The sequence below is a fragment of the Youngimonas ophiurae (nom. illeg.) genome (genome assembly GCF_049803795.1).
Taxonomy (GTDB): Bacteria; Pseudomonadota; Alphaproteobacteria; order Rhodobacterales; family Rhodobacteraceae; genus Thalassobius.
The window spans coordinates 291,093-313,323 of sequence record NZ_JBNAGJ010000005.1 but is presented as its reverse complement, the minus strand read 5'-3'; the positions used below and the strand labels follow the sequence as shown (position 1 = coordinate 313,323).

The 22,231-nt window shown below is 59.4% G+C and carries 30 protein-coding genes; 27 read left to right on the top strand and 3 right to left on the bottom strand.

Annotated elements, in window-relative coordinates:
• Window positions 1-2: 2 nt before the first annotated feature.
• The 11 genes from ACP15O_RS13370 (at window position 3) to ACP15O_RS13320 (ending at window position 7,324) form a co-directional block, all read left to right on the top strand.
• Window positions 3-485: a structural cement protein Gp24 gene (locus tag ACP15O_RS13370; RefSeq protein ID WP_425096601.1), complete on the top strand. Its 483-nt coding sequence runs from the start codon at window positions 3-5 to the stop codon at window positions 483-485.
• Between the two features lie 12 nt (window positions 486-497).
• Window positions 498-1,451, top strand: coding sequence for a DUF2184 domain-containing protein (locus ACP15O_RS13365; protein ID WP_425096600.1), 954 nt, complete (start codon window positions 498-500; stop codon window positions 1,449-1,451).
• A gap of 52 nt (window positions 1,452-1,503) precedes the next feature.
• Window positions 1,504-1,827, top strand: coding sequence for a hypothetical protein (locus tag ACP15O_RS13360; protein WP_425096599.1), 324 nt, complete (start codon window positions 1,504-1,506; stop codon window positions 1,825-1,827).
• 1 nt (window position 1,828) lies between these two features.
• Complete coding sequence (locus ACP15O_RS13355) at window positions 1,829-2,224, top strand: hypothetical protein (protein WP_425096598.1); 396 nt, start codon at window positions 1,829-1,831, stop codon at window positions 2,222-2,224.
• Entirely contained in the window at window positions 2,221-2,628 is a 408-nt protein-coding gene (locus tag ACP15O_RS13350) for a hypothetical protein (protein ID WP_425096597.1), read from the top strand. The genes ACP15O_RS13355 and ACP15O_RS13350 overlap by 4 nt, the downstream gene beginning before the upstream one ends.
• A gap of 203 nt (window positions 2,629-2,831) precedes the next feature.
• Window positions 2,832-4,892: a hypothetical protein gene (locus tag ACP15O_RS13345; RefSeq protein WP_425096596.1), complete on the top strand. Its 2,061-nt coding sequence runs from the start codon at window positions 2,832-2,834 to the stop codon at window positions 4,890-4,892.
• Window positions 4,892-5,335, top strand: a complete 444-nt coding sequence (locus ACP15O_RS13340; protein WP_425096595.1) for a hypothetical protein — start codon at window positions 4,892-4,894, stop codon at window positions 5,333-5,335. The genes ACP15O_RS13345 and ACP15O_RS13340 overlap by 1 nt, the downstream gene beginning before the upstream one ends.
• Window positions 5,332-5,709 carry a phage tail terminator-like protein gene (locus ACP15O_RS13335; RefSeq protein WP_425096594.1) on the top strand — a complete coding sequence of 126 codons (378 nt, stop codon included), beginning with the start codon at window positions 5,332-5,334 and terminating at the stop codon, window positions 5,707-5,709. The genes ACP15O_RS13340 and ACP15O_RS13335 overlap by 4 nt, the downstream gene beginning before the upstream one ends.
• 107 nt (window positions 5,710-5,816) lie before the next feature.
• Window positions 5,817-6,302, top strand: a complete 486-nt coding sequence (locus ACP15O_RS13330; protein ID WP_425096593.1) for a hypothetical protein — start codon at window positions 5,817-5,819, stop codon at window positions 6,300-6,302.
• Between the two features lie 99 nt (window positions 6,303-6,401).
• Entirely contained in the window at window positions 6,402-6,980 is a 579-nt protein-coding gene (locus ACP15O_RS13325) for a hypothetical protein (RefSeq protein ID WP_425096592.1), read from the top strand.
• A 26-nt stretch (window positions 6,981-7,006) separates the two neighbouring features.
• The gene (locus ACP15O_RS13320) at window positions 7,007-7,324 is read left to right on the top strand and encodes a hypothetical protein (protein ID WP_425096591.1); all 318 of its coding nucleotides are present in this window, start codon (window positions 7,007-7,009) and stop codon (window positions 7,322-7,324) included.
• A 55-nt stretch (window positions 7,325-7,379) separates the two neighbouring features.
• On the opposite strand, the gene ACP15O_RS13315 is transcribed toward ACP15O_RS13320, so the two are convergent.
• Entirely contained in the window at window positions 7,380-7,856 is a 477-nt protein-coding gene (locus tag ACP15O_RS13315; protein ID WP_425096590.1) for a hypothetical protein, read from the bottom strand.
• Here ACP15O_RS13315 and ACP15O_RS13310 point away from each other — a divergent pair.
• The 5 genes from ACP15O_RS13310 (at window position 7,855) to ACP15O_RS13290 (ending at window position 10,278) form a co-directional block, all read left to right on the top strand.
• Window positions 7,855-8,262: a hypothetical protein gene (locus tag ACP15O_RS13310; RefSeq protein WP_425096589.1), complete on the top strand. Its 408-nt coding sequence runs from the start codon at window positions 7,855-7,857 to the stop codon at window positions 8,260-8,262. The genes ACP15O_RS13315 and ACP15O_RS13310 overlap by 2 nt on opposite strands.
• On the top strand, window positions 8,240-9,019 hold the full coding sequence (locus tag ACP15O_RS13305) for a hypothetical protein (protein WP_425096588.1): 780 nt from the start codon (window positions 8,240-8,242) through the stop codon (window positions 9,017-9,019). Before ACP15O_RS13310 ends, ACP15O_RS13305 begins: the two co-directional genes overlap by 23 nt.
• Window positions 9,012-9,464: a hypothetical protein gene (locus ACP15O_RS13300; protein WP_425096587.1), complete on the top strand. Its 453-nt coding sequence runs from the start codon at window positions 9,012-9,014 to the stop codon at window positions 9,462-9,464. Before ACP15O_RS13305 ends, ACP15O_RS13300 begins: the two co-directional genes overlap by 8 nt.
• The gene (locus ACP15O_RS13295) at window positions 9,461-9,790 is read left to right on the top strand and encodes a hypothetical protein (RefSeq protein WP_425096586.1); all 330 of its coding nucleotides are present in this window, start codon (window positions 9,461-9,463) and stop codon (window positions 9,788-9,790) included. Before ACP15O_RS13300 ends, ACP15O_RS13295 begins: the two co-directional genes overlap by 4 nt.
• Before the next feature lie 74 nt (window positions 9,791-9,864).
• Entirely contained in the window at window positions 9,865-10,278 is a 414-nt protein-coding gene (locus ACP15O_RS13290; RefSeq protein WP_425096585.1) for a hypothetical protein, read from the top strand.
• A gap of 35 nt (window positions 10,279-10,313) precedes the next feature.
• Here ACP15O_RS13290 and ACP15O_RS13285 read toward each other — a convergent pair whose 3' ends face one another.
• On the bottom strand, window positions 10,314-10,598 hold the full coding sequence (locus tag ACP15O_RS13285) for a hypothetical protein (protein ID WP_425096584.1): 285 nt from the start codon (window positions 10,596-10,598) through the stop codon (window positions 10,314-10,316).
• A 29-nt stretch (window positions 10,599-10,627) separates the two neighbouring features.
• A complete protein-coding gene (locus tag ACP15O_RS13280) occupies window positions 10,628-10,966 on the bottom strand; it encodes a hypothetical protein (RefSeq protein ID WP_425096583.1) in 339 nt (112 codons plus the stop codon).
• Window positions 10,967-11,028: 62 nt separating this feature from the next.
• Here ACP15O_RS13280 and ACP15O_RS13275 point away from each other — a divergent pair, with 62 nt between their 5' ends.
• From ACP15O_RS13275 to ACP15O_RS13225, 11 genes are all read left to right on the top strand, one after another.
• Complete coding sequence (locus ACP15O_RS13275) at window positions 11,029-13,326, top strand: coiled-coil domain-containing protein (protein ID WP_425096582.1); 2,298 nt, start codon at window positions 11,029-11,031, stop codon at window positions 13,324-13,326.
• On the top strand, window positions 13,323-14,069 hold the full coding sequence (locus ACP15O_RS13270) for a hypothetical protein (protein ID WP_425096581.1): 747 nt from the start codon (window positions 13,323-13,325) through the stop codon (window positions 14,067-14,069). Before ACP15O_RS13275 ends, ACP15O_RS13270 begins: the two co-directional genes overlap by 4 nt.
• Window positions 14,060-14,629 (top strand): hypothetical protein, encoded by a 570-nt coding sequence (locus ACP15O_RS13265; RefSeq protein WP_425096580.1) that lies wholly within the window; start codon window positions 14,060-14,062, stop codon window positions 14,627-14,629. Before ACP15O_RS13270 ends, ACP15O_RS13265 begins: the two co-directional genes overlap by 10 nt.
• Complete coding sequence (locus tag ACP15O_RS13260; protein WP_425096579.1) at window positions 14,623-15,006, top strand: DUF6950 family protein; 384 nt, start codon at window positions 14,623-14,625, stop codon at window positions 15,004-15,006. The genes ACP15O_RS13265 and ACP15O_RS13260 overlap by 7 nt, the downstream gene beginning before the upstream one ends.
• The gene (locus ACP15O_RS13255) at window positions 14,999-17,146 is read left to right on the top strand and encodes a phage tail protein (protein ID WP_425096578.1); all 2,148 of its coding nucleotides are present in this window, start codon (window positions 14,999-15,001) and stop codon (window positions 17,144-17,146) included. Before ACP15O_RS13260 ends, ACP15O_RS13255 begins: the two co-directional genes overlap by 8 nt.
• Before the next feature lie 65 nt (window positions 17,147-17,211).
• The gene (locus ACP15O_RS13250) at window positions 17,212-19,680 is read left to right on the top strand and encodes a hypothetical protein (protein WP_425096577.1); all 2,469 of its coding nucleotides are present in this window, start codon (window positions 17,212-17,214) and stop codon (window positions 19,678-19,680) included.
• 16 nt (window positions 19,681-19,696) lie between these two features.
• Entirely contained in the window at window positions 19,697-20,602 is a 906-nt protein-coding gene (locus tag ACP15O_RS13245) for a hypothetical protein (protein WP_425096576.1), read from the top strand.
• 62 nt (window positions 20,603-20,664) lie between these two features.
• Entirely contained in the window at window positions 20,665-20,958 is a 294-nt protein-coding gene (locus ACP15O_RS13240; RefSeq protein WP_425096575.1) for a hypothetical protein, read from the top strand.
• Window positions 20,955-21,578 carry a lysozyme gene (locus ACP15O_RS13235; protein ID WP_425096573.1) on the top strand — a complete coding sequence of 208 codons (624 nt, stop codon included), beginning with the start codon at window positions 20,955-20,957 and terminating at the stop codon, window positions 21,576-21,578. Before ACP15O_RS13240 ends, ACP15O_RS13235 begins: the two co-directional genes overlap by 4 nt.
• A complete protein-coding gene (locus ACP15O_RS13230) occupies window positions 21,575-21,760 on the top strand; it encodes a hypothetical protein (protein ID WP_425096572.1) in 186 nt (61 codons plus the stop codon). Before ACP15O_RS13235 ends, ACP15O_RS13230 begins: the two co-directional genes overlap by 4 nt.
• On the top strand, window positions 21,757-22,107 hold the full coding sequence (locus ACP15O_RS13225; protein WP_425096571.1) for a hypothetical protein: 351 nt from the start codon (window positions 21,757-21,759) through the stop codon (window positions 22,105-22,107). Before ACP15O_RS13230 ends, ACP15O_RS13225 begins: the two co-directional genes overlap by 4 nt.
• Window positions 22,108-22,231: the final 124 nt, after the last annotated feature.

The window sequence follows — 22,231 nt, the reverse complement described above, 5'->3', positions numbered from 1 at the left end:
CGATGGCTGTTCAATCGACCTATCTTTCAAACATGGCGGCGGCTTATGCCGGTATGATCGTCAACACTGAACCCAACAATCTGATTTCGAAAGAAGTCGAAGCGTCGGGTGGGATCGGGTTTGCTGTCCCGGTGATTCAGGGCACCGCCGATGGCCAGTGCGATGAAGTGTCGGCATCCACCGATGTCATCCTCGGAATCACCGTCCGTGATCAGTCGGCAACCGACGATAGCTTTGCCCAGTACGACAGCGCGCTTGTGATGCAGCGCGGCGTTCTATGGGTCACTGTCACCGATGCCGGTGGCGTGTCTGCGGGCGATGACGTCTGGGTGCTGGTTGCCGATGGCACCTTTTCCAATGCTGACGCTGGCACGGACGGCTCGATCAAAATCAACAATGCGCGCTGGGAAACGAGCGCGGCGGATGGGGCTCTTGCTGCTATTCGCTTCGACACCAATGGCGGCTGCACCGCCGGTGCCAGCTAAGGGGGCTGAGCAATGAATATTCAATCCACCAAGCAGTTCAACGATGCGATGCAAGCATCTTTGGGCTTTGCGCAAAAGCAGACCTCGCACATCGAGGCTGGCGTGTACAAATTCAAATACCCCGAATTGGACTATGCCTCACTGATCCCGGTCGACACGTCCGCCGGGGAGTTCGTGAAGTCTGTCACCTACTTGTCGATGGACGGCGCAGGTAAAGCCAAATGGCTGAACGGCAACGGCAAGGATGTTCCCGTTGTGGGCGCCCAGATGGAGCAATTCGAGACTGCCGTTCACACGGCTGGCATCGGCTACAGCTACGGCTACGAGGAAGTGAACCAAGCGCGCCTGCTGGGTGTTCCGCTGGACAGTGAGAAAGCCCGCCTCGCGCGCCGCGCCTACGAAGAAATGGTCTATGACGTTTCCTTCAACGGTGACAGCTCGAAGAATTTCGAAGGCCTCTATGACTACACCGGCGTCCCGGCTGCATCTGTGACCGCAGATGGAACCGGATCCACTACCACTTGGTCGACCAAAACACCGGACCAAATCATTCGTGATGTGAATTCGCTTCTGACTGGTATCGTCACCGCGACCAAGGAAACCGAGTTGGCAAACACGTTGATCTTGCCCACTGAGCGCCTGAACACGATTGCTTCTACCCGTTTGACGGACACCAGCATGACGATTCTGGAATTCATCCAGAAAGCCAATGTCTTCACTGCTGAAACAGGCCAGCAACTGACCATCCGTGGCAAACGGGGTTTGCTGACCAAAGGTGCTGGGGACACCGCGCGCATGGTGGCTTACCGCCGAGCGCCCGATGTTCTGAAGCTGCATGTTCCCATGGTTCACCGCTTCTTCCCGGTCCAGATCGAGGGGTTCCAGTTCACCATTCCGGGCATGTTCCGGCTGGGTGGCCTGGATATCCGCCTGCCCAAAGCCGTCAGCTACGGCGATGGGATCTGATCCAACCGCGGGGCCGGGCGATCGGCCTCGCACCCTACAAGGAGTGAAAACCATGAAGATCAACAACACCATCAGCCGTGATTTGGGGCTATCTCCAGATGTCGTTGTTCCCGCCGGAGGCAGCATTGACTTGGAAGAAAGTGTCGCAGAACGCCTTTTCAAAAGCCCTGTTGTGCAGGCCTGGGCAAAGGATGGATGGCTCGTCGCTGAGGGCAGTGAATCCTCGCGCGAACAGTTTTCCCGTGAGGAAGTCGCCGAAATGGAAAAACCCAAGCTGGCTGAGTTGCTAGAAGCTCACAGGGTCGACTTTGACAAGCGCAAAGGCGTTGAGGATCTTCGAAAAATGTTGATCGACGTCATGTTCGTGGATGTCTGATATGGCCGTTTCTGTTGCTGACTGGATTGCCTATGCGGCAGCTCGTGGGGACACAATCGCAGACGATGTAGATAGCGCCGCTGCGCTGGTGCGGGCAACAGACTATATTCGATTTAGCTATGTGTCTCGCTTCATGTCTGGCTATGACCTGGATAGCGACAACGTGGATGCTGCGATCTACGAGGCTGCCAAGATTGAACTAGGCAAGCCGGGCTTCTTTTCCAAAACTTTCACGCCGGGAGAGGCAAAGGTTCTCACTGAGGTGAAGGGGATCAAGTGGCAGGTCATCGGAGACAAGACCTCGGCCGATGGCGAGACTATGACGCCGGTCAGTACCAAGGTTGACGCGATGCTGCGCCTGTACATCAACCGAGCAGCTGCGGTGTTGAGCGTATGAGCGGTACAGACATCGCCGCCGAGATCGCCGAGGCGCTGGCAGAGGCTGGCGAGGCTGTGGGGCAGGGCGAGTATATCGCCACGCTCACCCGCAAAGGCGCTGAGAGCGCATCTGACCCGAACGCGGGCACCCCTTGGGGTGACGCGGCGATGGGCAATGAGCCCGAGCCGGACACCTATGACGTTACGATCTTGGATGAAGGCAGCAAGACGCGCCACAGCCGGGATGACAAAGGTGTTTTGGTGCCACGCACGGCGCGGGTTTTGACGATTGCGGCAACCGGCGAGGCACCGTTGATGGGCGACGTGATCACATTGGCAGACGGCAAGCACGAGATTGCCAGTGTCAACCGCGTAGCCCCCGGCGGCGTGGCCTTGCTTTTTGAGGTCGAACTGAAACAATAGGCGCGTGTATCGCTCCTTTCATATTTGGCGTATTTGCCAGCATCTGAGCCAGGGCAATCTGCGGATGGCCGTGGATGCCTGGGCAACGCCGCATGACGAGTTTTCGCTTGTTGACGCGATGATCCTTGTCGCGTGGATCGAGGGAGTTCGAGCGGAGATTGCCAAGCGCGCAATGCCGCCTATCATCTGAGGGGCACCCCCCAATGCCACGAAACACCACCGCCGCACAGCGGGCCGCTCTGGCCGCGCTGCTGGACAAGTATGGGCCGATCATTCGAACAGCGTTCTTGGATGCTGTCTATCAGGCGCGCGCGCGTGTGGATGTTGGCGCGTTGATTGAAGCGCTCGACCGTGGGGCCTTGGGGGACGCTGCTGAAATGTTCCGAATGGAGCAGGGGGATTTTTCTGCGCTGCGCGAAGCCATCCGGCAGACATATTTTGCGGCGGGCGCTGATACTCGTTCATTGCTGCCAAGGCAGATTGCTGCCGCTTGGGGGTTTGACGGCTATAATCAGCGGGCACAGGCCTACCTGGAGGCCAACGGCGCGGCGCTTGTTCAGGGCATCGTTGAAGACACACAAGAGGCGGTTCGCCGTGCGCTGGTGGATGCAATCGAAAGTCCGCGATCTGGTGGGCTGCGCGCCGCTGCACTCGACATCACCGGCAGAATGAGCCGAGCAACAGGCCGCCGCGAGGGCGGGATAATTGGATTGACCTCCGAAATGACCGATTGGGTGATCAACGCGCGGACGGACCTGACGAATTTGGATCGCCGGTATTTCACCCGCAGGCTGCGGGACCGTCGGTTTGACCGGACCGTCGCGGCTGCGATCCGAGACGGAAAACCGCTGACTCAAAAACAGATCGACCGCATCACAGGTCGGTACAAGGATCGGATGCTGGCCTATCGCGGCAAGAAGATCGCAGAGGACCAGGCGTTCCGTGCACAGGCCGAGAGCCGCGAAGAGGCGATGTTGCAGGTGATGGATCGCCCTGATGTCGAGGACGTGACGCGAAAATGGCAGCTGGGTTTCCCAAAGGAGCATCGGGAAAATCATGTTGCGCTGGCTGGCAAGGTGATCAGCCTGAGCGAACGATATGACCTTGGGAACGGGATCACCGCCCGCTGCCCGCATGATACCGACCTGCCGATCAGCGAAACCATAAACTGCTTTGCGCCATGGGTGAAGGTCTCTCGCCTAGGTCTGAAATATGCCATGAGGCATCAGTATTCCGGTGAACTTGTTGAACTGTCTGTGGGCAGAAATATCAATCTCGCCGTCACGCCTAATCACCCGATACTCACAGGGCGCGGATGGGTTGTTGCGGGTGAAGTCAAGAAAGGAGATGAGGTGTTCGAGGGCCGCATCGGTCGGTTTGGTTTCAGTTCTTCCGAGATGGATGTATGCGACATGGAAGCCACCGCGGAGCAACTCTACGATGCGGCAGAGTCGTTTAGTCGTCCCGTGAGGATAGGCAGTCGTGTTGTGAACCTCCACGGCCACGTTCCCACTGAGGATGTCGATGTTGTAGCCATGCCGCGCCGCTTGGGGTATGGCCTCGAGCCCGCGGAGCAACAGGTAATCGACAACGGTTTGTTCTCCGGCGCCGACGTAGCACATGGCCTCCTCATGGTCATGCGCCTGAAATTGGCGCGTCTTGTTGGTTGCCCCTCTGGCCCGAATGGCGTCGTTTGCATTCTTCGCTCTGGCGCGACGCTCCTCTTTCGTCATCTTGGCGTTAGATCGCCTCGCCCCATCAGAAATGTCAGGGCGTTCGATTCCCATTTCTTCAAGGCATCTATTCACGACAGTGCGGCTAAGTCCGATTTGCTTAGAAATTGGCAAAACAGCGTAGCCATCGTTGAACAGCCTCAAGATTTCAGGCTTAGCGGAGTCTCTGCGCTCTTGGGCAATCTTGGATTGGGTACTCCACTTCCGACTGGCATGTTTGCCATCAGGCGCGTCAAGGCCAAGGTCGGAAAGGCAAGACCTGACAATGGGGATGGTGGACCCGACAGCGCGGACAATTTCGTTAATACTCTCAGCAGTCTTGTGGGCCTCAGCTACAGCCGGAAGAAGGTGGGCGCGCCGCCTCCGATGAGTGTTGCGGTACGGGTTGTGGGTAGGGTCCGTCGGTTCCATTACGATGGTCCTGTTTACAATTTTGAAAGTAGTTCAAATATACTGCTGAGCAGCGGCATAATCAATCATAACTGCCGTTGCTCTGCTGTCTATCGCGTGAAGCTAAAAAGGGGCGTGTGATGTCGAAAATTGGCTGGGCCGGATACCTTGCTGCTGAGGTTGGCAACATCAAAGAAGACGTGCGCTACGTCCTCAATGAGGCCGTGCAGGACGTGATCGAGGGGGCGCAGACACCACAGGACCCTGTGAGCCAGACCGGCGGCACCTTCGAGACCGGGAAGATCGCAGTTGACACCGCCGAACTGATCAAGAGCCTGCATTTGGATGAACAACATATCGGCAAAAGCCCCGAAGTTGTCGGTTTGATCGAACCCGGCACCATTCAGACATTTGAATGGCAGGCACCACATGCGGCGGCGCATGAGTTCGGGTTTCGTATCGCAAGTGATGAGGACACAGACTACGGCGGCGATGTAGATGTACCGGGCCGCTTCTTTGCGACGGAAAATGCCGCCAAGTTCGGTGAACGCATCGACCATCACGCAAAGGCGTTGAAAAAATGACCCCAGCGCAGATTTTGAACGCCCTTGCGCAGCACCTGCTGACCTTGCCGGACTGCCCGCCTGTTGGATGGCCGAACAAGAAGCTTTCGCCGCTGCCCGAGCCGCCATATCTGCTGTTGCAAATGGCCAGCCGCAGAACAATTGACCCCACACTTACCGGAACATGCGAGACCAGTTCGGGGCGGGTTGTTGTGCTGGTCGTGCACAAAAAGGACGCCTACAGCTTCCAGGCTGACGAACTGGCCGAGGCCGTGAAGCAGCATTTTCGCAAGGGACCATTGGGCGATCTGACGATCAAGCTTTCGCAGGTGCTTGGCGGATACCCAACAGATACCGACTGGCGTGTGCCTGTCGCCGTGGGCTGGACCACCTGAATTTGCCCCGCGCTCGGGCTGGCGTACGCCGAACAGAGGGCACCCAAACACCAACCAAACTGGCCCTGCCACCGTGCGGGGCTTTTTGCTTTTGAAAGGGCAAAGCAATGGCACCTAAATCAAACATCGGAAAGAGCATTTTCTTTGCTCCTGCGCTGCCCGCGACGAATGACGCCGCCGGGTTCGAGGCACTGGCCTGGGTCAAGGTGGACCATCCGGTTCAGGCCCCGCAATTTGGCATCAGTCACAATAATATTGATGCGCCGGACCTGACTTCGGGATTCACCACCGGACTGAAAGGCGCGGCCTCGGGCCGGGACAGCCAGTCTTCGTACCTGATTGATGACGGCGCTTTGACCGCTGGCCAAGAGGACGTCAAAAATTCTGCAGAGGCATTGGGGAGCGTTTGCTCAATCAAAGTTGTGCGTGGGTCTGGCGCCGATGCCGCCCCGGTCGCAGGTGATCCGGTCGAGTACGCGCAGGGCTATGTTCACAGCTATGTCGAAAACCAGGCGACGGACAACAGCTATGAGGGGTTCTCGGTCAACTTCAAGCAAAACGCCGTTTCGGTCAAAGCAACCGAGCCCGCCTGATCTGGTTAGCACCTTCTCTGCTGACCGGACTGGCCGCGCCGCGATGGGGTTGGCGGCGCGGCCTCAAACCCCAAGACCCCAAAATGACGGAGACCCCCAATGGATTTTCTGAAAGAATATGACGCCCGCGCGGCGGCCGAAAATCTGATCGAGTATGAATTGCGCGATCAAGCAACAGGCAAGGTGATCACCAACGGCAAAAAGCCTTGCGTCGTGCTGATCCGCAGCACCATGTCCGAGGAGATCCTGTCGGCAGATCGCGCCGAAAAGAACGCCGCCATGACGGAAGCTTTCCGCCGGGCAAGGGCTGCAAAAGACGAAGGCGGCGAGGCCGAGGCGAGCGTCGATTTCGACTGGTCGAGGATTGAGGAGCAGATCAACAATCGCGCCATCAGATTGATCGCGGGATTTCGCAACATGCAGACCAAAGGTGACAGCGGCCCCCGAGAACTGACCGTCGAAGATGCGTCAGCCTTCGTGGCGCTGAACAGAATCAGCGAAGACCACCATTGGCGCCGGGTTATTCCGCTGGTCAAAAATGACGGGGAAAAGGAAAGAGATTTCGTCAAGCGCAAGGCCAAGGTCGAAAATGAATGGTTGCAGGCATCTTTTGCCCAGCAGATCGTTGACGCAGCATCGGAGTATGCGGCCCTGCTGGGAAAGCGCGTGACGCACTGACGCTCTGGGCTGCGCAAATCGGGTTCTTGTGTGCGGTGATCGAAGGAGAGCAGAAAACCCGTTTGGAGCAAATCAGAGCGTCCGGTGACACCCCGGATTTGCCTGACTTGCTTCTGGCAGAACATCTCTGCGAGGCCATGTTCAAGCTTGGCCCTACGCGCAGCCTTGGCTTTGGTGCGGAGCCTACAGGCTGGTCCGAGATCGCGCCCTTCGCCCAGGCAACGGGCCGGGTGCGCAATAGCTGGGAGGCCGAAACGCTGTTCGAAATGTGCCGGTCTTTTCATGAAGAAAATCAAGCCGGGAAAAGCCCGTTCCGGATCTCGCCGATGGAAAGGGAGGGGTAGGGAGAGGGGCGGGGCGTGGTGGGTTCAACTTTGGACAAACCCATATGCTGACCCACTAAAACGGGATCTCATCATCGAGATCTTTATTTCTCAGGCGTAACCCTGGGGTTCTCTTTTCGTTGTATACGAAATCAACGCCGTTCCCATAAGAGCTGGGGTCTGAGATCGTGATACGATCTGCATCAACAACCTTAACGGCTTGCAAGGGTTTATTTGGAAGCTGAAAGTGAAAAACGATGCTGTCTTCTTCAAATGAAATTTGCCTGACCAACGGATGACCTGAAAGCACCACGCCAGCAGCTTCGCCGGGTTCAATTCCAGGCGCCGACAGTGCATTTAAATACCGACCAACTAGTGTTTCGATCGTATCACGGCTTTTCAGCGCCATATCCAGTAGCCGACGAACAGCTTCCACTTCTGAGGGAAGACTTCTGGCCGTCTGAAACTCCACAATTCTTTCAACGAGTTCGTTAGGGAGCTCGTAGACGCGCCGCTTGCTGGTGGACGCAACCTCTTCCTTGTTGTTTTCCATGTCACAACCCTTTGTAATTGAGGTGTGCATAGAAATCCCCACCGTTATTGACAATTGTCAACGTGGTGTTAAATTGGGTTATCAATTGCATGTACATATAGAGGTGCAGACCATGAATCCTTATGCGGCAAATTCGGCTACTGGCACTGAAATGGTGCGAGTGGTCGCGCACTTGGCGGAGAACCTTGTCGAGGAAATAGACGCCTGGGGAGTTCCCTCAGGCTGTAAAAGTCGCGCTGACGCAATCCGTAGATTGCTGAAAAGCGGACTTAAATTCGAAGCGGCAGCGGGGGGCGATCTTGGCGGACAGGCCCCCGCTGCCGAGGGCAACAGCACCGCGTTGGAGCGCGGTGAGTCTATCAACAATGGCAAAAGGAGTGCCGATGATGAATGCGCAAGCGCGTAACATAGTTTCGAGACCCCAGGCAAGCGGTGATGGCTTGCCGGTGATGGTGGCCAAAGCCGCGCAGGCACTGGCGGCCGCACAGTCCAGTGCGGAAATTCTTGATGCCCGCGATCTGGCTTCGGTCGTCTACGACGCAGCCAAGAAGGCGGCACGGATGCAGCGGGCGAAAGGCGCTCATGACGCGCTCATTGCGGCGGCTCATCGCGCGCAGGCTGATGCTTTGATGATCGAGAGCGAGGCAAAACGGCGTCTGGCAGATGAGTACGACGCCGCGCAGGAGCGGGGGGAGGTGGCTAAATCAGGTCAACAAGACCGGTTTCGGGATAGCGTTGGTGACGACAACGCTATCGCCACAGCCGCCGACCTTGGTCTACGCCGAGACGAAATCCACGCAGCCCGTAAAATCCGTGACGCGGAAAAGGCCCAGCCGGGCATCGTCAAGCAAACCCTAGATCGGGCCATTGAGGAGCGTCGCGAGCCGACGCGGGCCGAATTGCAGCGAAGTGTGATTGCGGCGGTTGAGCAGGCCCAAAAGCGGCCCAAGAAAAAGAAACAGAACCCAATTTACGAGCCGGACCCGTATTATTCCGCTGTTGTAAGGTTCAGCAGCATCTGTGAACAAATCTCGCTGATGGATGATCAGGTTTCACACATCGCCAAGTATGACGACCTCAAGACAACTCATGCGCGGTTGATGCGGAATACGGCGGCTGCACTGCAGACACTCAAGAAATTCGAGGAGGCCTGCCATGCTTAAGGCAACACTGCTTCCTTTCTACGAATTGATTGACGACGCCCGCCAGAAGGTCGGCGACGTTCCAGGCCTGATAACAGATGAAGTGATCGAGAAAGCGTTTCCGACCACGGTCGTCAGTGCAGAACTTGAAGGATGCGACCGGATGTTGCGCTTGGGAGTGCTGGGCGCGGTGAAAGCTTACATTCGAAAGCCTGACGCCGACACCAGACAGAGGACATTTGAAGATGTCCATCCTGACCTGATCCCGCACATCAAGAAATTGGGCGCAGTCGCCTATTTCGTTCCGCGTTTGGATGGTGGTGAGCATGTCAGCGTTCCTGATCTGATCGCAGAGCCAAGAGATCTTGATGCGGCCCGTAAGTTCATGCGCCTCAAAGGCGAGGAAACTCTCCACGAAGCCACTCTCTTGGATGAGCTATATGAAGCAGTGAGGGCGCAAGCATGAACCGCAACGAAGCCAAAAAACTGGTGTCCAACCTGCATTACCTGTCTGCTGTTGCGGAGGGGGCATTCCTTACCTCGATTGCCGATGGCCTGACGAAAGAAGAACGCCTTATCGCGGTCAGCAAGGCGCTGGATGAATCCTGCGATGTGATTTCAGAGGCGATCAAGGGCTTGAGCGCGATTGACGCTGAGTTTGATGTCCTGAACCAAGAGGTTGTGAGAGAGGCGTCGGAGCGAGGTCGTCAATGGACCGAGGAGCGCGCGGAGAAGATCGCGCTTCTGCGCTTAGCAGGCGATACCACCCCGGAAGAGAATATTCCGCTTTAAACAAATCGGCCCCCGATAGCGCAGCAACGCTGATCGGAGGCCTAACCTCAACCTGATCAACGGAGGATCAGATCATGGCTCTGGCCAAACATAGCGACACATTCAGCGAAAACCAAGGAAACACGTTTTCCCGCCGCAACTTCCTGACCACCGCCCCCGTCTTTAGCTTCGCCTCCCTCATGGCGTCCGGCGCAACGGCGGCAGACGAAACAAACAGCGAAATCATGCGGTTGTACCGTGAAATTAAAGCGGTAGAACAAGCGGCTGCGGACCACCAAACCGACCTGACCGGCGATGCCGAGGACGAAGAACAAGACCGGCTGTTTTGGGAGCCCCGAGAGGTGATGGTGGATCAACTAATGGCGCTACCCGCCGTCACCGCCGCCGAGTTCGCCGCAAAGCTGATCGTGGACACCCTGAACGGTCAGGCCCTGGACGACTGGCACACCGGCGCGCTGTGGAAAGAAGCGCGGGCACTGGTCGCGTAAAAGAGAGAGAGCGGCCCGTGGTGGGCCGCTTTTGTTTATTTTGGCGTGAATTCTCGACAATAAGCGTCATGCGAGGCAACAAGCGCATTTGCCGCTGCCAACAGCGCTTTAAAGTCAGCGTCTGCTTGGCGGGCGGCAGGTGTATCTGATCCTGTTGTCACGTTTCGAAAACTGACGCCGAATTGAGCGGATTTAACGGCAATAGCATCCCTGAGACTGAACACTGACAATTGCTCTTCAATGCACTTTTGGTAGAGTCCAGGACCAGCCAAAGCCTGCGATCCAACGAGAATGCCCGCGAGGGCCACAATCCTGATCATTTGAAATCTCCAATTCAACCTGTGCGACGCTAGTCGTGTGTCCTTTTAAGGCGCTCAAGATCGGTAGAGATTTCTTCTATTGATCGAGGAGCAGCTTCGTCAACGATTGGCTGGCCTGGATAAAGGGGCATCATTGGTAAGGTGCTATCGTGATCAGTTTGCTCGGACTCGTCGGTGGGGGAGGCCAGCGAATCGCGAATATCACTCAGCAGGGAAATCACCTTCCCAAAGGCGAAGAACAGAACGCCAGAAATGGCAATTGAGATGGCAATGACGAAAAACTCAAACCCGCCATCGGTGAGCCCGATCAGCACCGAAACTGCTGCGAGCGCCCAAGCGGCGTAAGCGAGCCAGTAAAGAGCAGACATATTGAAAACCTCCTTCTTAGATAAAGTGGGAAGTTTTCTCGTTTTGAGGGGAAAGGCAAGAGATGAGTGCAAATGCAGGTAGTTTGACACTTCTGGTGGATTCTACGTCGGTCACCGACGGCGAGCGGGTCCTCAACTCGTTCGAGCGTACGGGCGCTAAGACCGAACGGAATGTCAAAGCCAATATGGCGCAGGTTGAGCAGGCAATGAAGCGCCTCGGCCAGCAAAGCAAAAGCACAGAAGAAACGGCCAGCATGTTGAGCCGAGGGTTTGAGAAGCTAGGGATAGAGGCTAGCGGAGCGCGCATGGGGATGCGAATGCTTCCGTATCAGCTGAACCAGATCGCGCAATCTGGCGCAGTGACTGGACGTTGGATGACGTCAATCACGACGCAGATCCCTGATATTCTTGCCGGTTTTGGAAGTATGCAGTTGGTTCTGGCCGGCGGCGCGGCGGCTATGGCGGCGGCATTTATTCCGGCATTGGTTGGCACATCATCTTCAATCGAAGATTTGGCGAAGAAGATCGAAGATGCAGAGGACGCTCTCGATCAATATAAATCCGCTGCGGAATTGGCCGCCATGACGACTACGCAGCTTGAGGAGCGATTTGGCTCGGCAGGAAAGTCTATGCGCTCGCTGCTTTCAGTTATCGAGGACTTGAAGCAACGAGAGGGCCAGCACGCCATAGATGCCCTTTCTGAATCGGTTTCAGAACTTCTTGCTGTGGCCGGGGACGGCGAAAAGCGCAGTGCGATTGCTGATTTCTTCGACGTTAACATCTTCTTGGCATTCACCGATAAGGCTCGCGATGCACGTAAGGTAGCGCGAGAACTAACAGGGGACTTTTTGGGGGCGCAGAGAGCGCTTGAGTACGCATCAACAATTGAAGACGGAACTAAAAGACTTGATGCTCAAATCGTAGCATCTGAAAGGCTTTTGAATGCGTCTATCGGTCTCGCGGAGGCTGATGGCAAGCGAACCAAAGAAGAAGACAAGTTCATTGCGAAGGTCGCGGATTCTCTGAAAAAAATGAGGCTTCTTAGGGGGGCAGTTGAGGATACTGAAAGAGCCGAGGAGAAAAAGTCTGAAGCCGCCGCCGAAATTGTTTCGAAGTACGAGCGTCAGGCAGAGATGGCTATCGCCATCGCAACTTTCGGAAAGGACAGCGCGCAGGTTGAGGCCCTGAAGCGGGCCGAGGCCATTCGAACAGCTCAAGCGATGGTTGATCAAGCGGGGCTGTCTGGCGATGTTGCGCAGAATGTCCTGAATGCTGCCAACGCCGCTTTTGACGCTGAGGCAAACAGTGCGCGAGCGGCAGCAGCGCTGCGTGACGCTGAAGAAGCCGCGAGGGCTTTGGCATCAGCTGTGGCATCGGCGGCAGGGTTTTCTCTTAGCTTGGATAATGGCATTCGCGTCCTAGAAGCGGAGATAAGGGCGCTGGAACGCGGCGCAGATGGAGCAATTGCGTCAATCATCGAGACAAAACGCCTCAGAGCCGAGCAGGCGTATCAAGATCAGATCGCGGCGGGCCAAGATTGGGTCATTGCGAACGCTCGCAGGGCTACAGATTTGGCGCAGATCGCGCGTCAAGAGGAATTGCTCAAGCAGAAAAAGGGACTGACTAGCGCCACAAAGAAGGCAGCCAAAGCCGGGGCACGCGCCACCAAGGAAACCGAGCGCCAGCTTGACGCGATCCGCGCCAGCATCGACCCGTTTCACAGCTACAACAAGAAGATGAAAGAGCTTGTCGCCCTGAAAAAACATCTTTCGGATGATGAAATGGCGATGGCGATCAAGAACCTAAACATGGAACTGGCCGATAGCCTGCCTTTGGTTGGTGAATTGAGCGATGCTATTGCGGGCGCTATCGTGGCCGGTGACAGCCTGAGTGATGCGTTTGCGAATGTGCTGCGGCAGATGGCCCAGGACGCGCTGAGTTCGGGCATCAAGGCAATTCTGACCGATCAGTTGACGCCTGGCACCGGAGGCGGAGGGTTCTTCGGTACAATTTTGGGCGGCTTGCTGGGGAAGACTGGCGCAACGGAGGCCGAGGCCGTTACGCAGATGGCTGGTAGCACCAAAAAAACGGACTGGTTCAACCCGCCGCTTATCGCGAACAGCACTGATATTCCGAAGTCGTTCAAGCCGCAGACGGTCAACAACACAAGCTCGAACCAAACCGTTCTGACGGTTGTTGTTGATGTCACCGGGGCCAATGGCGATGAGGCGGTCAAGAAGATTGCTGAGGAGGCCACAAGGAAAGGCATCGAGCAGGCCGCGCCGAAGCTGATCGGGCAGTCGGTGGATGCAACATATGAGCGCTCTGCCGAATATCCGCTTGGGAAGCGCCGCAAATGAACATCTACACCTTTCCGCCTGCGCCGATCACAGGCTGGCTGCCGAATGAAGAGCTGCCCACGCGGCGCGGGGAATACGCGCTGGACGGTAAGCGGGCGGTGTCCACGGCTGGCCCCGCGCGGCGCACGTTGCAACTGACCTGCGGGGCGCTGGGGCGGGGTCACAATGGCGGTGCGGGCTATCTGGCGCAGCTGTGGCGCTATATCGACGGTGGCGTCGGGCTGGTGCGGCTGAACTTGCCGCCGACAAACTGGCATCTGGATCAGATCGGGCTGCGCCGCTCGATTGGCAACAGGGTCGTGCCCGGCGTCGATGGCGGGAATCCTGTCGTTCTGGTGAACGGGGTCACGCCCGTCACCGCATTCGGCAACACGCGCCGGACAGCCGCGCCGCTGGTGCTGGCGGGGTATGCCCATGCGGTGACAGTGACCGGCCTGCCGCCCAACATCATCGTCGCGCGGCCCGGTGACATTGTGCGCGCCTGGGATGCTGGCACCCCCAGCACGGCGCGGGTGCTGGACCTGACGCGCTCGGATGCGGATGGCGAGGCCGAGGTGCCTGTGTCGGCGGCGCTGCCTGCCGGGGTGATCGCCTTCGCGGATGAGGAAAGCGCGGTGTTCGAGGTGCTGGAATACAAACCCGGCGCGCAAACGATTGGTCAGAACTGGTCGATCAGCCTGTCGCTGCGCGAGGTTCTGGACAGTGAAATTGATAGCCCCCTGGAGGTGAACCCATGGCGCTGACGATCCCGGTTGCGATGCGTGACGCAATCCTGGCTGGCGGGTTCCATCCGGTCATGCTGGTCTATGTGGACTGGCCCGGCGGCGCGGTGCGTGTTCATTCGGGCGTTGGGAATCTGTCTTGGGACGGGCATACCTGGACGGGCGTTCGCGGCTTTGGTTTTGTCAGCCTGCCGGTCGTGGCGCGCGGGATCGGGCAGGAAACGGGTCTGCTGCAATTCGGCGGGCTGGACGCGGTGATTGATCAGATGGTCGGGGCCGATAGCGCTGGCGCGCAAGTGCAGGCGTGGTTCGGCGTTCTGACAGGTCGGACGCCCGCGCCGCTGCTGACCGATCCGGTAAGGATGTTCACCGGCACGATTGACGATGCAGGCGACACGATCAGCGTAGACGCCGCCACCCGGCATGGGCAACTGACCATTGTGTCCGGCCCCTCGCAAATGAGCGGGGGCAGTCCGACGCATACGTTCGAGGATCAGCAGCTTGCCTCGGCGGGCGACACGGCGGGCCGCTGGGTGCGCGCGGCTGTGGCCTCGGCTACGGCGAATGTGCCGACATGGTGATGGCTCTGGTGGATCAGGTCTATCTGCGGCCCTTTGAGTGGGGGCGCTCGGACTGCTGCACACGGGCCTGCGATGTGTTCCGGGCGCTGCATGGCGTGGACCCGATGGCCCCGCTGCGCGGGCGCTATGACGGGCCTGTGGGGGCTGCGCGGCTGATCCGGTCCTATGGTGGCTGGCAGGCAATGTGCGCCACGCTGGCGGCGCGCGCGGGGTTGATCGAGGGCGTGGCTGCGTCCGGCGCCGCCCTGGGGCTGGTACGGAACGGGCCGCGCGATTTCGCGCTGGGGATTGCGGTGGCGGGCGGTTGGGCGCTGCCGGTGGATTGCGGCGTGGTGATCGCGCCGGACGTAGAAATGTCGTGGGGTCTGAATGGCTGAGTTTATCGCAGGCAAGATAGCGCTGGTCATTGGTGAGGGCGCGGTCGCGACGGCGCTTGGGTCTATCGCCTCGTCCATTCTGTTGTCCACGCTGGCCGCCCAGCTGCAAAAGCAGTCAAGCAACACCGACCGCGAGCTTGCCTATCCGACCAGCCTACCGGCCAAACGGTTCGTCTATGGAACCGACCAGATCGCGACCGGATCACCGGCTCCGGCCTGGGTGGTGCAGGACGGGGTGCTGTACTGCTGTCACATCCTGAACAGTCGCCCGTCTGATGCGGTCTCGCAGGTCATTTTGGACAAGCGTTATCTGGATTTCACCGGCGACATTTACGACTTCACCGGCGCGGGCGCGGATCCGGTCCATGACAAACTGTCTGGATATGCCAACTTTTGGCTGGGGCTGGGCGATCAGTCTGGCCCGCCCGATCAGATCATGACCGAGGTTGGCGATGCGACCGCCACCGATCAGGAAAAATTCTGGCCCACAGATCGCTGGAGCGGCTGCACGGTCCTGTGGGGGCGGTACAAAAAGGGCCGGTCGCGCACCATGGCGGAACGCTGGCCCTCGGCCCCGCCCGAGGTGGGCGCGATTGGCGACTGGACGAAACTTTGGGATCCGCGCGACGGCGCGCAGGACGCCTATGATCCGGCCACCTGGACGGTGAGCAACAACGCCTGGCTGGCCATTCTGGACGCGCTGCGGAACAACCCGCTGGCGCGCTGGTCGATGGATCAGATCGACCTGGACAGTTTCATTGCAGCGGCCAATGACGCGGATGCTGCGCGGCTGCGGCTGGATACCAGCACCGAGCCGCGCTGGCGGATCGGCGGGACCGTGGGGTTCGGTGGCGGTTCGGTCCTGCTGGATGTGATCGCGCCGATGGTGGCGGCCACGGGCGGCGATCTTCTGATCTCGGGCGATGGGATCACGGCCATTCCTGCGCAGGCGCAGACGCCCGTGACGACCGTGACCAACTGGCTGAAAGGGCGCGCCATGGCGTTTCGAGCGCGGCAAAAGGGCAGGGACGTGCCCAAGGCGGTGCAGGCCACCTGGCCCCAGCCCGAGGCCAAGTGGGAGTTGCAAACGCTGACACCCGCTGTGGTGCCGGGGCAGACCTGGCTGGGCGGTGAGGATCGGGTTGAGGCGCTGGATTTAGGGCTGGTGCCATTCGCCGGGCAGGCGATGCACCTGCAACAGATCGCGGCGCGCAAGAAATCCATGGGCCGCGAATTGTCGTTCCTGGCAGGTCCAGAGATTTTTGCCAATGGCGCGCAGGCCGGTGATTGGCTGAGCGTCGATCTGGGCGCGGATTTCGCTAGTCGGAACGGGACATACGAAATTCAGCAATCCGCGCCCGGCGAATGGCTGGAGGCCGACGATGGCGTGGCCTTTCAACAGGGCGTGACGCTGCGCGAAACCGCGTCCAGCATTTTTGACTGGGATCCGGCCACTGATGAACAGGAGGTCTATGTGCCGAATTCCGTCGCTGAAATCGACCTGTCGCTTGCCGCGCCTGCCTCGCTGGCGCTGACCACGGCGTTGACTTATGGTGTGACCGGCGAGCCTGTGATTGATCTGACGATTACGCGGGCGGCTAATGACTACACCTCGGACGGAGCCGCGTGGGAATGGCGTCCGCAGCCGGGCGCGCCGGACTGGCGGGCTGGGGGCACGATTGACGCGCTACCGCGTCTGGATCCGGGCGACAATCAGGCGCTGCGCGCTCGTCTGACGGGGTTGGCCCCCGGCGAGACCTACGAGGTGCGCGCGCGCCTGACTGCGCCCAGCGGGGAATCGGACTGGATCACAGCGTCTATCGTGGCCGCTAGTCCGGCGCTGGATCTGGACCAGCCGGAAAATGGCTTGGCCACCGGCGGCGCGGCACAGATCACGGTGCAGTTCACCACGCCAAACGCGGCCGATTTCCGCGCTATCGAGTTCTGGGGCAGTGATACGGACGATGCGCTGGCCGCGACCCTGCTGGCCACCATCTACAGCGGCCAAAATCAGGACCGCGCGCATACCGAAACAGGCCTCGGGGCTGGCGTGACCCGGTACTATTTCGCCCGCTCGCTGGGGCCGAATGGGGCGGTCGGTGCCTTCACTGCCAGCGTCAGCGCCACAACGGACCCGTAGCAGAACAGCACAGTTCAACAGACCCGCCCCGCCAACGTGCGGGGCTTTTTTATAGGAGCAATCATATGCCCGCACCTCAAGTGCCTGTGACGAATGATGAATTCGATATCAACAAGGTCAACGAAGCCCTGGCTGAAAACTACGACAATATCGAGGCCCACAAGTCTGACGCCGACAATCCTCATGGCGTCACAGCGGCGCAGATTGGCGCGGCACTGGATTCGGATGTTCAGGGTATTCTCGCGGTCGATGTGGTGCGACCTGGCGAAGACCCAACTTCGTTTTCCGCCGATCTGACCGGCGATCCGGCGCAGCGCGCGGTGATCTCGGACGGTGTGGTTGTCGTTGACGACGACCTTGGCGCGGTCTGGTCGCTGCCTGCCAGTGCTTCCATTGCGCCGCGCCGGGCCTATGCAATCGAGGCGGGGCGTATCTACCGGCTGCGGATCGTTTTGAACCGACTCGTGGACGGCACGGACCCCAACAACGACGCCGTGGAAATCCGGTGGCAGAACCTGAGCAAGAGTAAGGCGGCGGTCAGCAACGTGGTGCTGCACCTCTATGACGATCTGCTGATCGCGTCGGGCGTTCAGGTCTACAGCGTCCTGATCAGTGCTGACGTATCTGGCGCGGACTATGTGCCGCCTGCCACGGCGCGCTATGGCCTGCCCGAGATCCGCACCTATGGCAGCGACGGAAAGCTTGGAGTTGCGGCTGTCGTCTGGGATGACGTGACCGAGGACATTGCCCTACAAGCCGCGCTGGATGGCAAGGCCACGGCGGCGCAGGGCGCGAAGGCTGACACAGCGCTGCAACAGGCCGATCTGGACGGCCACAAGGCTGCGGCTGACCAGCACCCGATCAGCGGCGTCACCGGCCTGCAAGATGACCTGGATAGCAAGGCGCCGGCGGCGGCGCTTGCGGCGGAGGTTGCAGCCCGGATGGCGTTGATGGATGCACCAGCGGCTTTTCAGTCCGATGCGCTACTGGAAATCCAGGATGCCGCTGGCAAAATTCTGGCCCGCGTCGATAAGGACGCTATTTGGCACATGATCTTGGCGCAGCTCAAGCGCGGCGATGGTCTGGAGGTGGCCACGTTTGCGCAGAACGATGTACCCGGTCTGGTCGTTGTTGGGCCAGCGGGCGAGGTCGTGTTCGACAGCCGCGCGCTGCCTGACACCCTGGCGACCAGTGACGGTATCGAAATTCGCACTTTCGTGCGTAACGGCGCGTCGGGCGCGGTCGTGGTCGATGAGGCGGGCAATGTTCTGGCCGAAATGGAAGAGTCCGACACGTCAGCGATGGAGGATGCAATCGCGGCGCTGGAGGCTGAGGTTCAAACCGCGCGCGGGGATGAAGAAAGCCTGTCCGCGCGCTTGGCTTCGTCGCTCAGCCCTGAGGGTGGATTGCGCGTACCCCGCGTCAATCGGGATGCCATGCGGCAGATGCGCTTGCGTCAGGCACAATTGCGGGCCGGTACTTCATTGCAGATCAATCACGTCCTTTGCGGTGACAGCTTCACGCACAATTGGGAGCGGTGGTCTGGCCGCTTCGCAAGGGACATGGTTGCGCGCTATGGCGACGGCGGCGGTGGTTGGACGGGCTACGGGTATCAGGGGGCTTATGCTGGCCCCTACACCACGGGTGGTGCGCAGCCCGTTCTGGTCAATGGCAACGCCCGTCCTGATCTTTACCCGATCACCTATGATGGCTCGTGGGATCGCGTCACGCTCAGCCCGTCACCAGACATGCTGTACATCACCAGTTCGACGCCAGGTGACAAGATCACGCGCGAGGTGCCCGCAGCACCAGATCACACAGCGCTGCGGCTGGTCTGGATAGCTACTGCGGATGGTGTGGTGCGCTGGCGCGTAGATGGTGGAAACTGGACGGCGCTAAATGTTCAGGGCACGTTCGAAACCATTCAGTGGGCCGACATTCCGCTGACCGCCGGTGCCCATTCGGTAGAAATCGAAATCGTTACCGGCACCGTCAAGTTGTGCGGGGACAATGCGCTGTCGGACGCCCCCGGCTACCGGGTCCACAAAATCGCCCGCTCTGGCAGCCGCGTCAGTCAGTGGGTGGAGCAAGATGAGGCGCAACAGCGCGCCTCGTGGGAATTGCTTGAGGCCACCGCCTGGACCTACATGGAAGGCACGAACAGCCAAACCACGCCGGGGCAGGTGACGCCAGCGACCTGGCGCGGGCAGATGGCGGCCATGGTCACGCGGATGCGCGCGGCCTCGGTTGAGGCTGACATTTGCCTGTTCATGCCGCCCGACAACCAGCGCGCCAACAATGCCCATGATATGCCTGAGTACGCCGACCAGGCGCGCGACTTGGCCTATGAGATGGCCGTCGCATTCTTGGATGCCCAGCCCGCGTTTGGGCCGGATCGGATGGCCTATGGGCACGACCAGCCGTTCGCCCTGTTCCACACAGACCTGACGCACCCGAACTACGACGCGGGCGGGGTGCAGTTGAGTTCGCTGGCCGTAGAGTTCCACGACTTTCACCCCACAATTCTGTCCTAACTAGGAGACCTAAAAAATGGGCAACATCGCTCTGATCACCGTACCTGGCGTAAGTTCCGCCGCAAATTTGCAAAAGCTGACCCGCGACCCTGTTCTCAAGGGGGCTGGGAACGGCGCGCTGTTCGGCTTTGATCTGTCTTTCGACTGGTCGTATGACGCCGAAACGGCCCCTGCCAACGCCAAGACCGTGCGCAGCATCGCCAGCGCCTGGGATGCGACTGACGCCGAAATCCTCGCGGCGGCGGGCGAAGTTCAAATCCGCGCTGGCCAAACTCTGACCAATGCCGGGGGCGGGCTGGATTTTAGCGCGGTGACGCGCGATGCAAATGTGGTGCGCGGCCCGGCGGGCGTCCTTGCGCCGCTGCAAGCCGCGCAGGAATTTTGCGTCATCAGTTGGTTCAAGATGCCGTCCCAAGCGGATTGGAACAGCGGTTCGACAATCGCGCCGATTTTCACCACCTCGGATGCCAATGGCTATCCGGCGGGGCCGGATCTGCTGACGATTTGTCAGGAAGACGATCCGTTGATTTCGGCGCGCCGTCAGACCAACGGGGCCGGAACAATCGAAAAACTGGAAATCGCGGACCTCACCAACTTCTATGGTCAGGTGACGCAGGTCATGTATGCGCGTACCGCCTCGCAAAGTTATTTCCGCCTGAAATCGGCCTTGGGCGAAGTCACCGTGACTGGCGCTGCCGGGGCGCTGAACACGGGCGATCTGACCGGGTTGCGCCCGCAGTGGGGCGTGGTCGAGGCGTTCAACAACCTGCTGGACGGCAGCAGCTTCGCTGAGCATCAGGACGCGTCGAACTATCGCCTGTATCGCGGCTACATCGAAAACCTTGCGGTGTCAGGGCGCGCCCCTATCGCGCTGGCAGATGAAAGCTGGACGAAGGTCAGTGCGATGCACGACTACAGCTGATCAACCTGAAAATTAGAGCGTAGCGACCGGCCAGCGCGCCGGTTTTTTATTGGGGTGCAGCAGTGACCAAACCAGAAATCTCGGCCCGGATCAGCTTGGGCAACCTGATCCAAATGGGAATGCTCGCGGTGTCGATCGCCGTGGGCTTTGCCTTTGTGCAGGCTGAGGGTGAGCAAAACACCGCGCGCCTGTCTGACATCGAGGCGCGCTTGCGCGTGGTCGAGGCCGACAGCCAGAGGCGCGGGGCCGAGATGACGGCCATCGCCAGCGCCATGAACGACATCAAGCAGCAGCAGCGCGAGAATAATCAACTTTTGCGCCAGCTGCTCTCTCGTATCGGAGGGACTGTTCAATGAAATTGTCAGATCGCGGGCTTTTGGAGCTTGCTGAACATGAGGGAATAGTGCCGGCGCCGTATCGCGACAGCGTAGGAACCTGGACCTTTGGGGTGGGGCACACATCGGCTGCGGGAACGCCGCGCCCGGAAACGATGGTGAGGGGTATGCCGAGAAACCTCAGCGCCGCGATAGATGAGGCGCTGGAACTGTTTCGCGCTGATGTGGCCAAGTACGAGGCGCGCGTGAACGAAGCGATCCGGGTGCCATTGAAGCAGCACGAATTTGACGCACTGGTCTCGTTCGATTTCAACACCGGCGGAATCCACCGCGCCAAGTTGACTGACGCAATCAATGCGCGCGATCCGCAGGCGGCGCGGCATTTCATGGGCTGGGTGCGCCCGCCCGAGATCCGCAAGCGCCGCACAGCTGAGATGCGGTTGTTCCAGACTGGCGACTATGACGCCAACGGGTCCGACATCGCAATCTGGAAGGTGGACGCCCTGGGCCGTCTGGTGGGCATCCACAGCCATATCGGCGGCTCTGAATTGCTGGATCGGATGGGGCGCAAAGCATCTGCACCAACCTGGCCTGGTCTGATCGCCCGGATGATCAAAGCTATTTTCGGAGGTGAAAAATGAATTGGGCTCCAATCGCGCGGATCGTTCTGCGCTACATCGCTGGGGGCGTGGTTTTTGGCTCTGTGGCCATCGGTGACCGGCTTGCCGCCGATCCTGACATTGTGATGGTCACTGGCGCGCTGATCGGGGCAATGGTCGAGGGCGCATATTATCTGGCCAAACGGCGCGGGTGGCGGACGTGATCCGTTGGCTGGCGCGCTTGGCCGGGTCAGGTCTTGCCGATCGGCTGGCGGCTGCCTTTGCCGCGCGCCAGAGCGCTGAGACAGAGCAGGACCGTATCGCCGCAGAAATCGAGATCGAAAGAATCCGCAGCCTGCAGAGCAGGGGGCGTCTGTTCGATCTGCTGGTGTTCCTTGCCGGTCTGCCGCTGGTGCTGCACATGAGTTGCGTGGCGCTGGTGTCGGCTGTGCCGGGGTGGTTTCCCGGCTGGACCGTCCACGCGCTGCCCGCGCCGATGGATGATTGGCAAGGGCAGATCATCCTGTCGCTCTTTGGCTTGGCAGGTCTGGCGCGGGTGTTGCGGCGGTGAGGGGGCAAGAAAAAGCCCCGCGCTGAGGCGGAGCCGTGCAGGTCGAAGGTCTTGAAAGCCATCTGAACCAAGCCTGTCCTCAGGCGACCCGGTTGCATCAGGAATATGCGAAGTTGACGCACTT

Excerpts from the sequence above, each read along its gene's own strand:
- ACP15O_RS13325 (WP_425096592.1), top strand. The coding sequence starts at position 6,402 with ATGGATTTTCTGAAAGAATATGACGCCCGCGCGGCGGCCGAAAATCTG.
- ACP15O_RS13350 (WP_425096597.1), top strand. The coding sequence starts at position 2,221 with ATGAGCGGTACAGACATCGCCGCCGAGATCGCCGAGGCGCTGGCAGAG.
- ACP15O_RS13365 (WP_425096600.1), top strand. The coding sequence starts at position 498 with ATGAATATTCAATCCACCAAGCAGTTCAACGATGCGATGCAAGCATCT.
- ACP15O_RS13335 (WP_425096594.1), top strand. The coding sequence starts at position 5,332 with ATGACCCCAGCGCAGATTTTGAACGCCCTTGCGCAGCACCTGCTGACC.
- ACP15O_RS13275 (WP_425096582.1), top strand. The coding sequence starts at position 11,029 with ATGAGTGCAAATGCAGGTAGTTTGACACTTCTGGTGGATTCTACGTCG.
- ACP15O_RS13305 (WP_425096588.1), top strand. The coding sequence starts at position 8,240 with ATGATGAATGCGCAAGCGCGTAACATAGTTTCGAGACCCCAGGCAAGC.
- ACP15O_RS13315 (WP_425096590.1), bottom strand. The coding sequence starts at position 7,856 with ATGGAAAACAACAAGGAAGAGGTTGCGTCCACCAGCAAGCGGCGCGTC.
- ACP15O_RS13310 (WP_425096589.1), top strand. The coding sequence starts at position 7,855 with ATGTCACAACCCTTTGTAATTGAGGTGTGCATAGAAATCCCCACCGTT.
- ACP15O_RS13230 (WP_425096572.1), top strand. The coding sequence starts at position 21,575 with ATGAATTGGGCTCCAATCGCGCGGATCGTTCTGCGCTACATCGCTGGG.
- ACP15O_RS13280 (WP_425096583.1), bottom strand. The coding sequence starts at position 10,966 with ATGTCTGCTCTTTACTGGCTCGCTTACGCCGCTTGGGCGCTCGCAGCA.
- ACP15O_RS13235 (WP_425096573.1), top strand. The coding sequence starts at position 20,955 with ATGAAATTGTCAGATCGCGGGCTTTTGGAGCTTGCTGAACATGAGGGA.
- ACP15O_RS13265 (WP_425096580.1), top strand. The coding sequence starts at position 14,060 with ATGGCGCTGACGATCCCGGTTGCGATGCGTGACGCAATCCTGGCTGGC.
- ACP15O_RS13245 (WP_425096576.1), top strand. The coding sequence starts at position 19,697 with ATGGGCAACATCGCTCTGATCACCGTACCTGGCGTAAGTTCCGCCGCA.
- ACP15O_RS13290 (WP_425096585.1), top strand. The coding sequence starts at position 9,865 with ATGGCTCTGGCCAAACATAGCGACACATTCAGCGAAAACCAAGGAAAC.
- ACP15O_RS13285 (WP_425096584.1), bottom strand. The coding sequence starts at position 10,598 with ATGATCAGGATTGTGGCCCTCGCGGGCATTCTCGTTGGATCGCAGGCT.
- ACP15O_RS13340 (WP_425096595.1), top strand. The coding sequence starts at position 4,892 with ATGTCGAAAATTGGCTGGGCCGGATACCTTGCTGCTGAGGTTGGCAAC.
- ACP15O_RS13330 (WP_425096593.1), top strand. The coding sequence starts at position 5,817 with ATGGCACCTAAATCAAACATCGGAAAGAGCATTTTCTTTGCTCCTGCG.
- ACP15O_RS13255 (WP_425096578.1), top strand. The coding sequence starts at position 14,999 with ATGGCTGAGTTTATCGCAGGCAAGATAGCGCTGGTCATTGGTGAGGGC.
- ACP15O_RS13360 (WP_425096599.1), top strand. The coding sequence starts at position 1,504 with ATGAAGATCAACAACACCATCAGCCGTGATTTGGGGCTATCTCCAGAT.
- ACP15O_RS13260 (WP_425096579.1), top strand. The coding sequence starts at position 14,623 with ATGGTGATGGCTCTGGTGGATCAGGTCTATCTGCGGCCCTTTGAGTGG.
- ACP15O_RS13300 (WP_425096587.1), top strand. The coding sequence starts at position 9,012 with ATGCTTAAGGCAACACTGCTTCCTTTCTACGAATTGATTGACGACGCC.
- ACP15O_RS13370 (WP_425096601.1), top strand. The coding sequence starts at position 3 with ATGGCTGTTCAATCGACCTATCTTTCAAACATGGCGGCGGCTTATGCC.
- ACP15O_RS13295 (WP_425096586.1), top strand. The coding sequence starts at position 9,461 with ATGAACCGCAACGAAGCCAAAAAACTGGTGTCCAACCTGCATTACCTG.
- ACP15O_RS13250 (WP_425096577.1), top strand. The coding sequence starts at position 17,212 with ATGCCCGCACCTCAAGTGCCTGTGACGAATGATGAATTCGATATCAAC.
- ACP15O_RS13270 (WP_425096581.1), top strand. The coding sequence starts at position 13,323 with ATGAACATCTACACCTTTCCGCCTGCGCCGATCACAGGCTGGCTGCCG.
- ACP15O_RS13345 (WP_425096596.1), top strand. The coding sequence starts at position 2,832 with ATGCCACGAAACACCACCGCCGCACAGCGGGCCGCTCTGGCCGCGCTG.
- ACP15O_RS13355 (WP_425096598.1), top strand. The coding sequence starts at position 1,829 with ATGGCCGTTTCTGTTGCTGACTGGATTGCCTATGCGGCAGCTCGTGGG.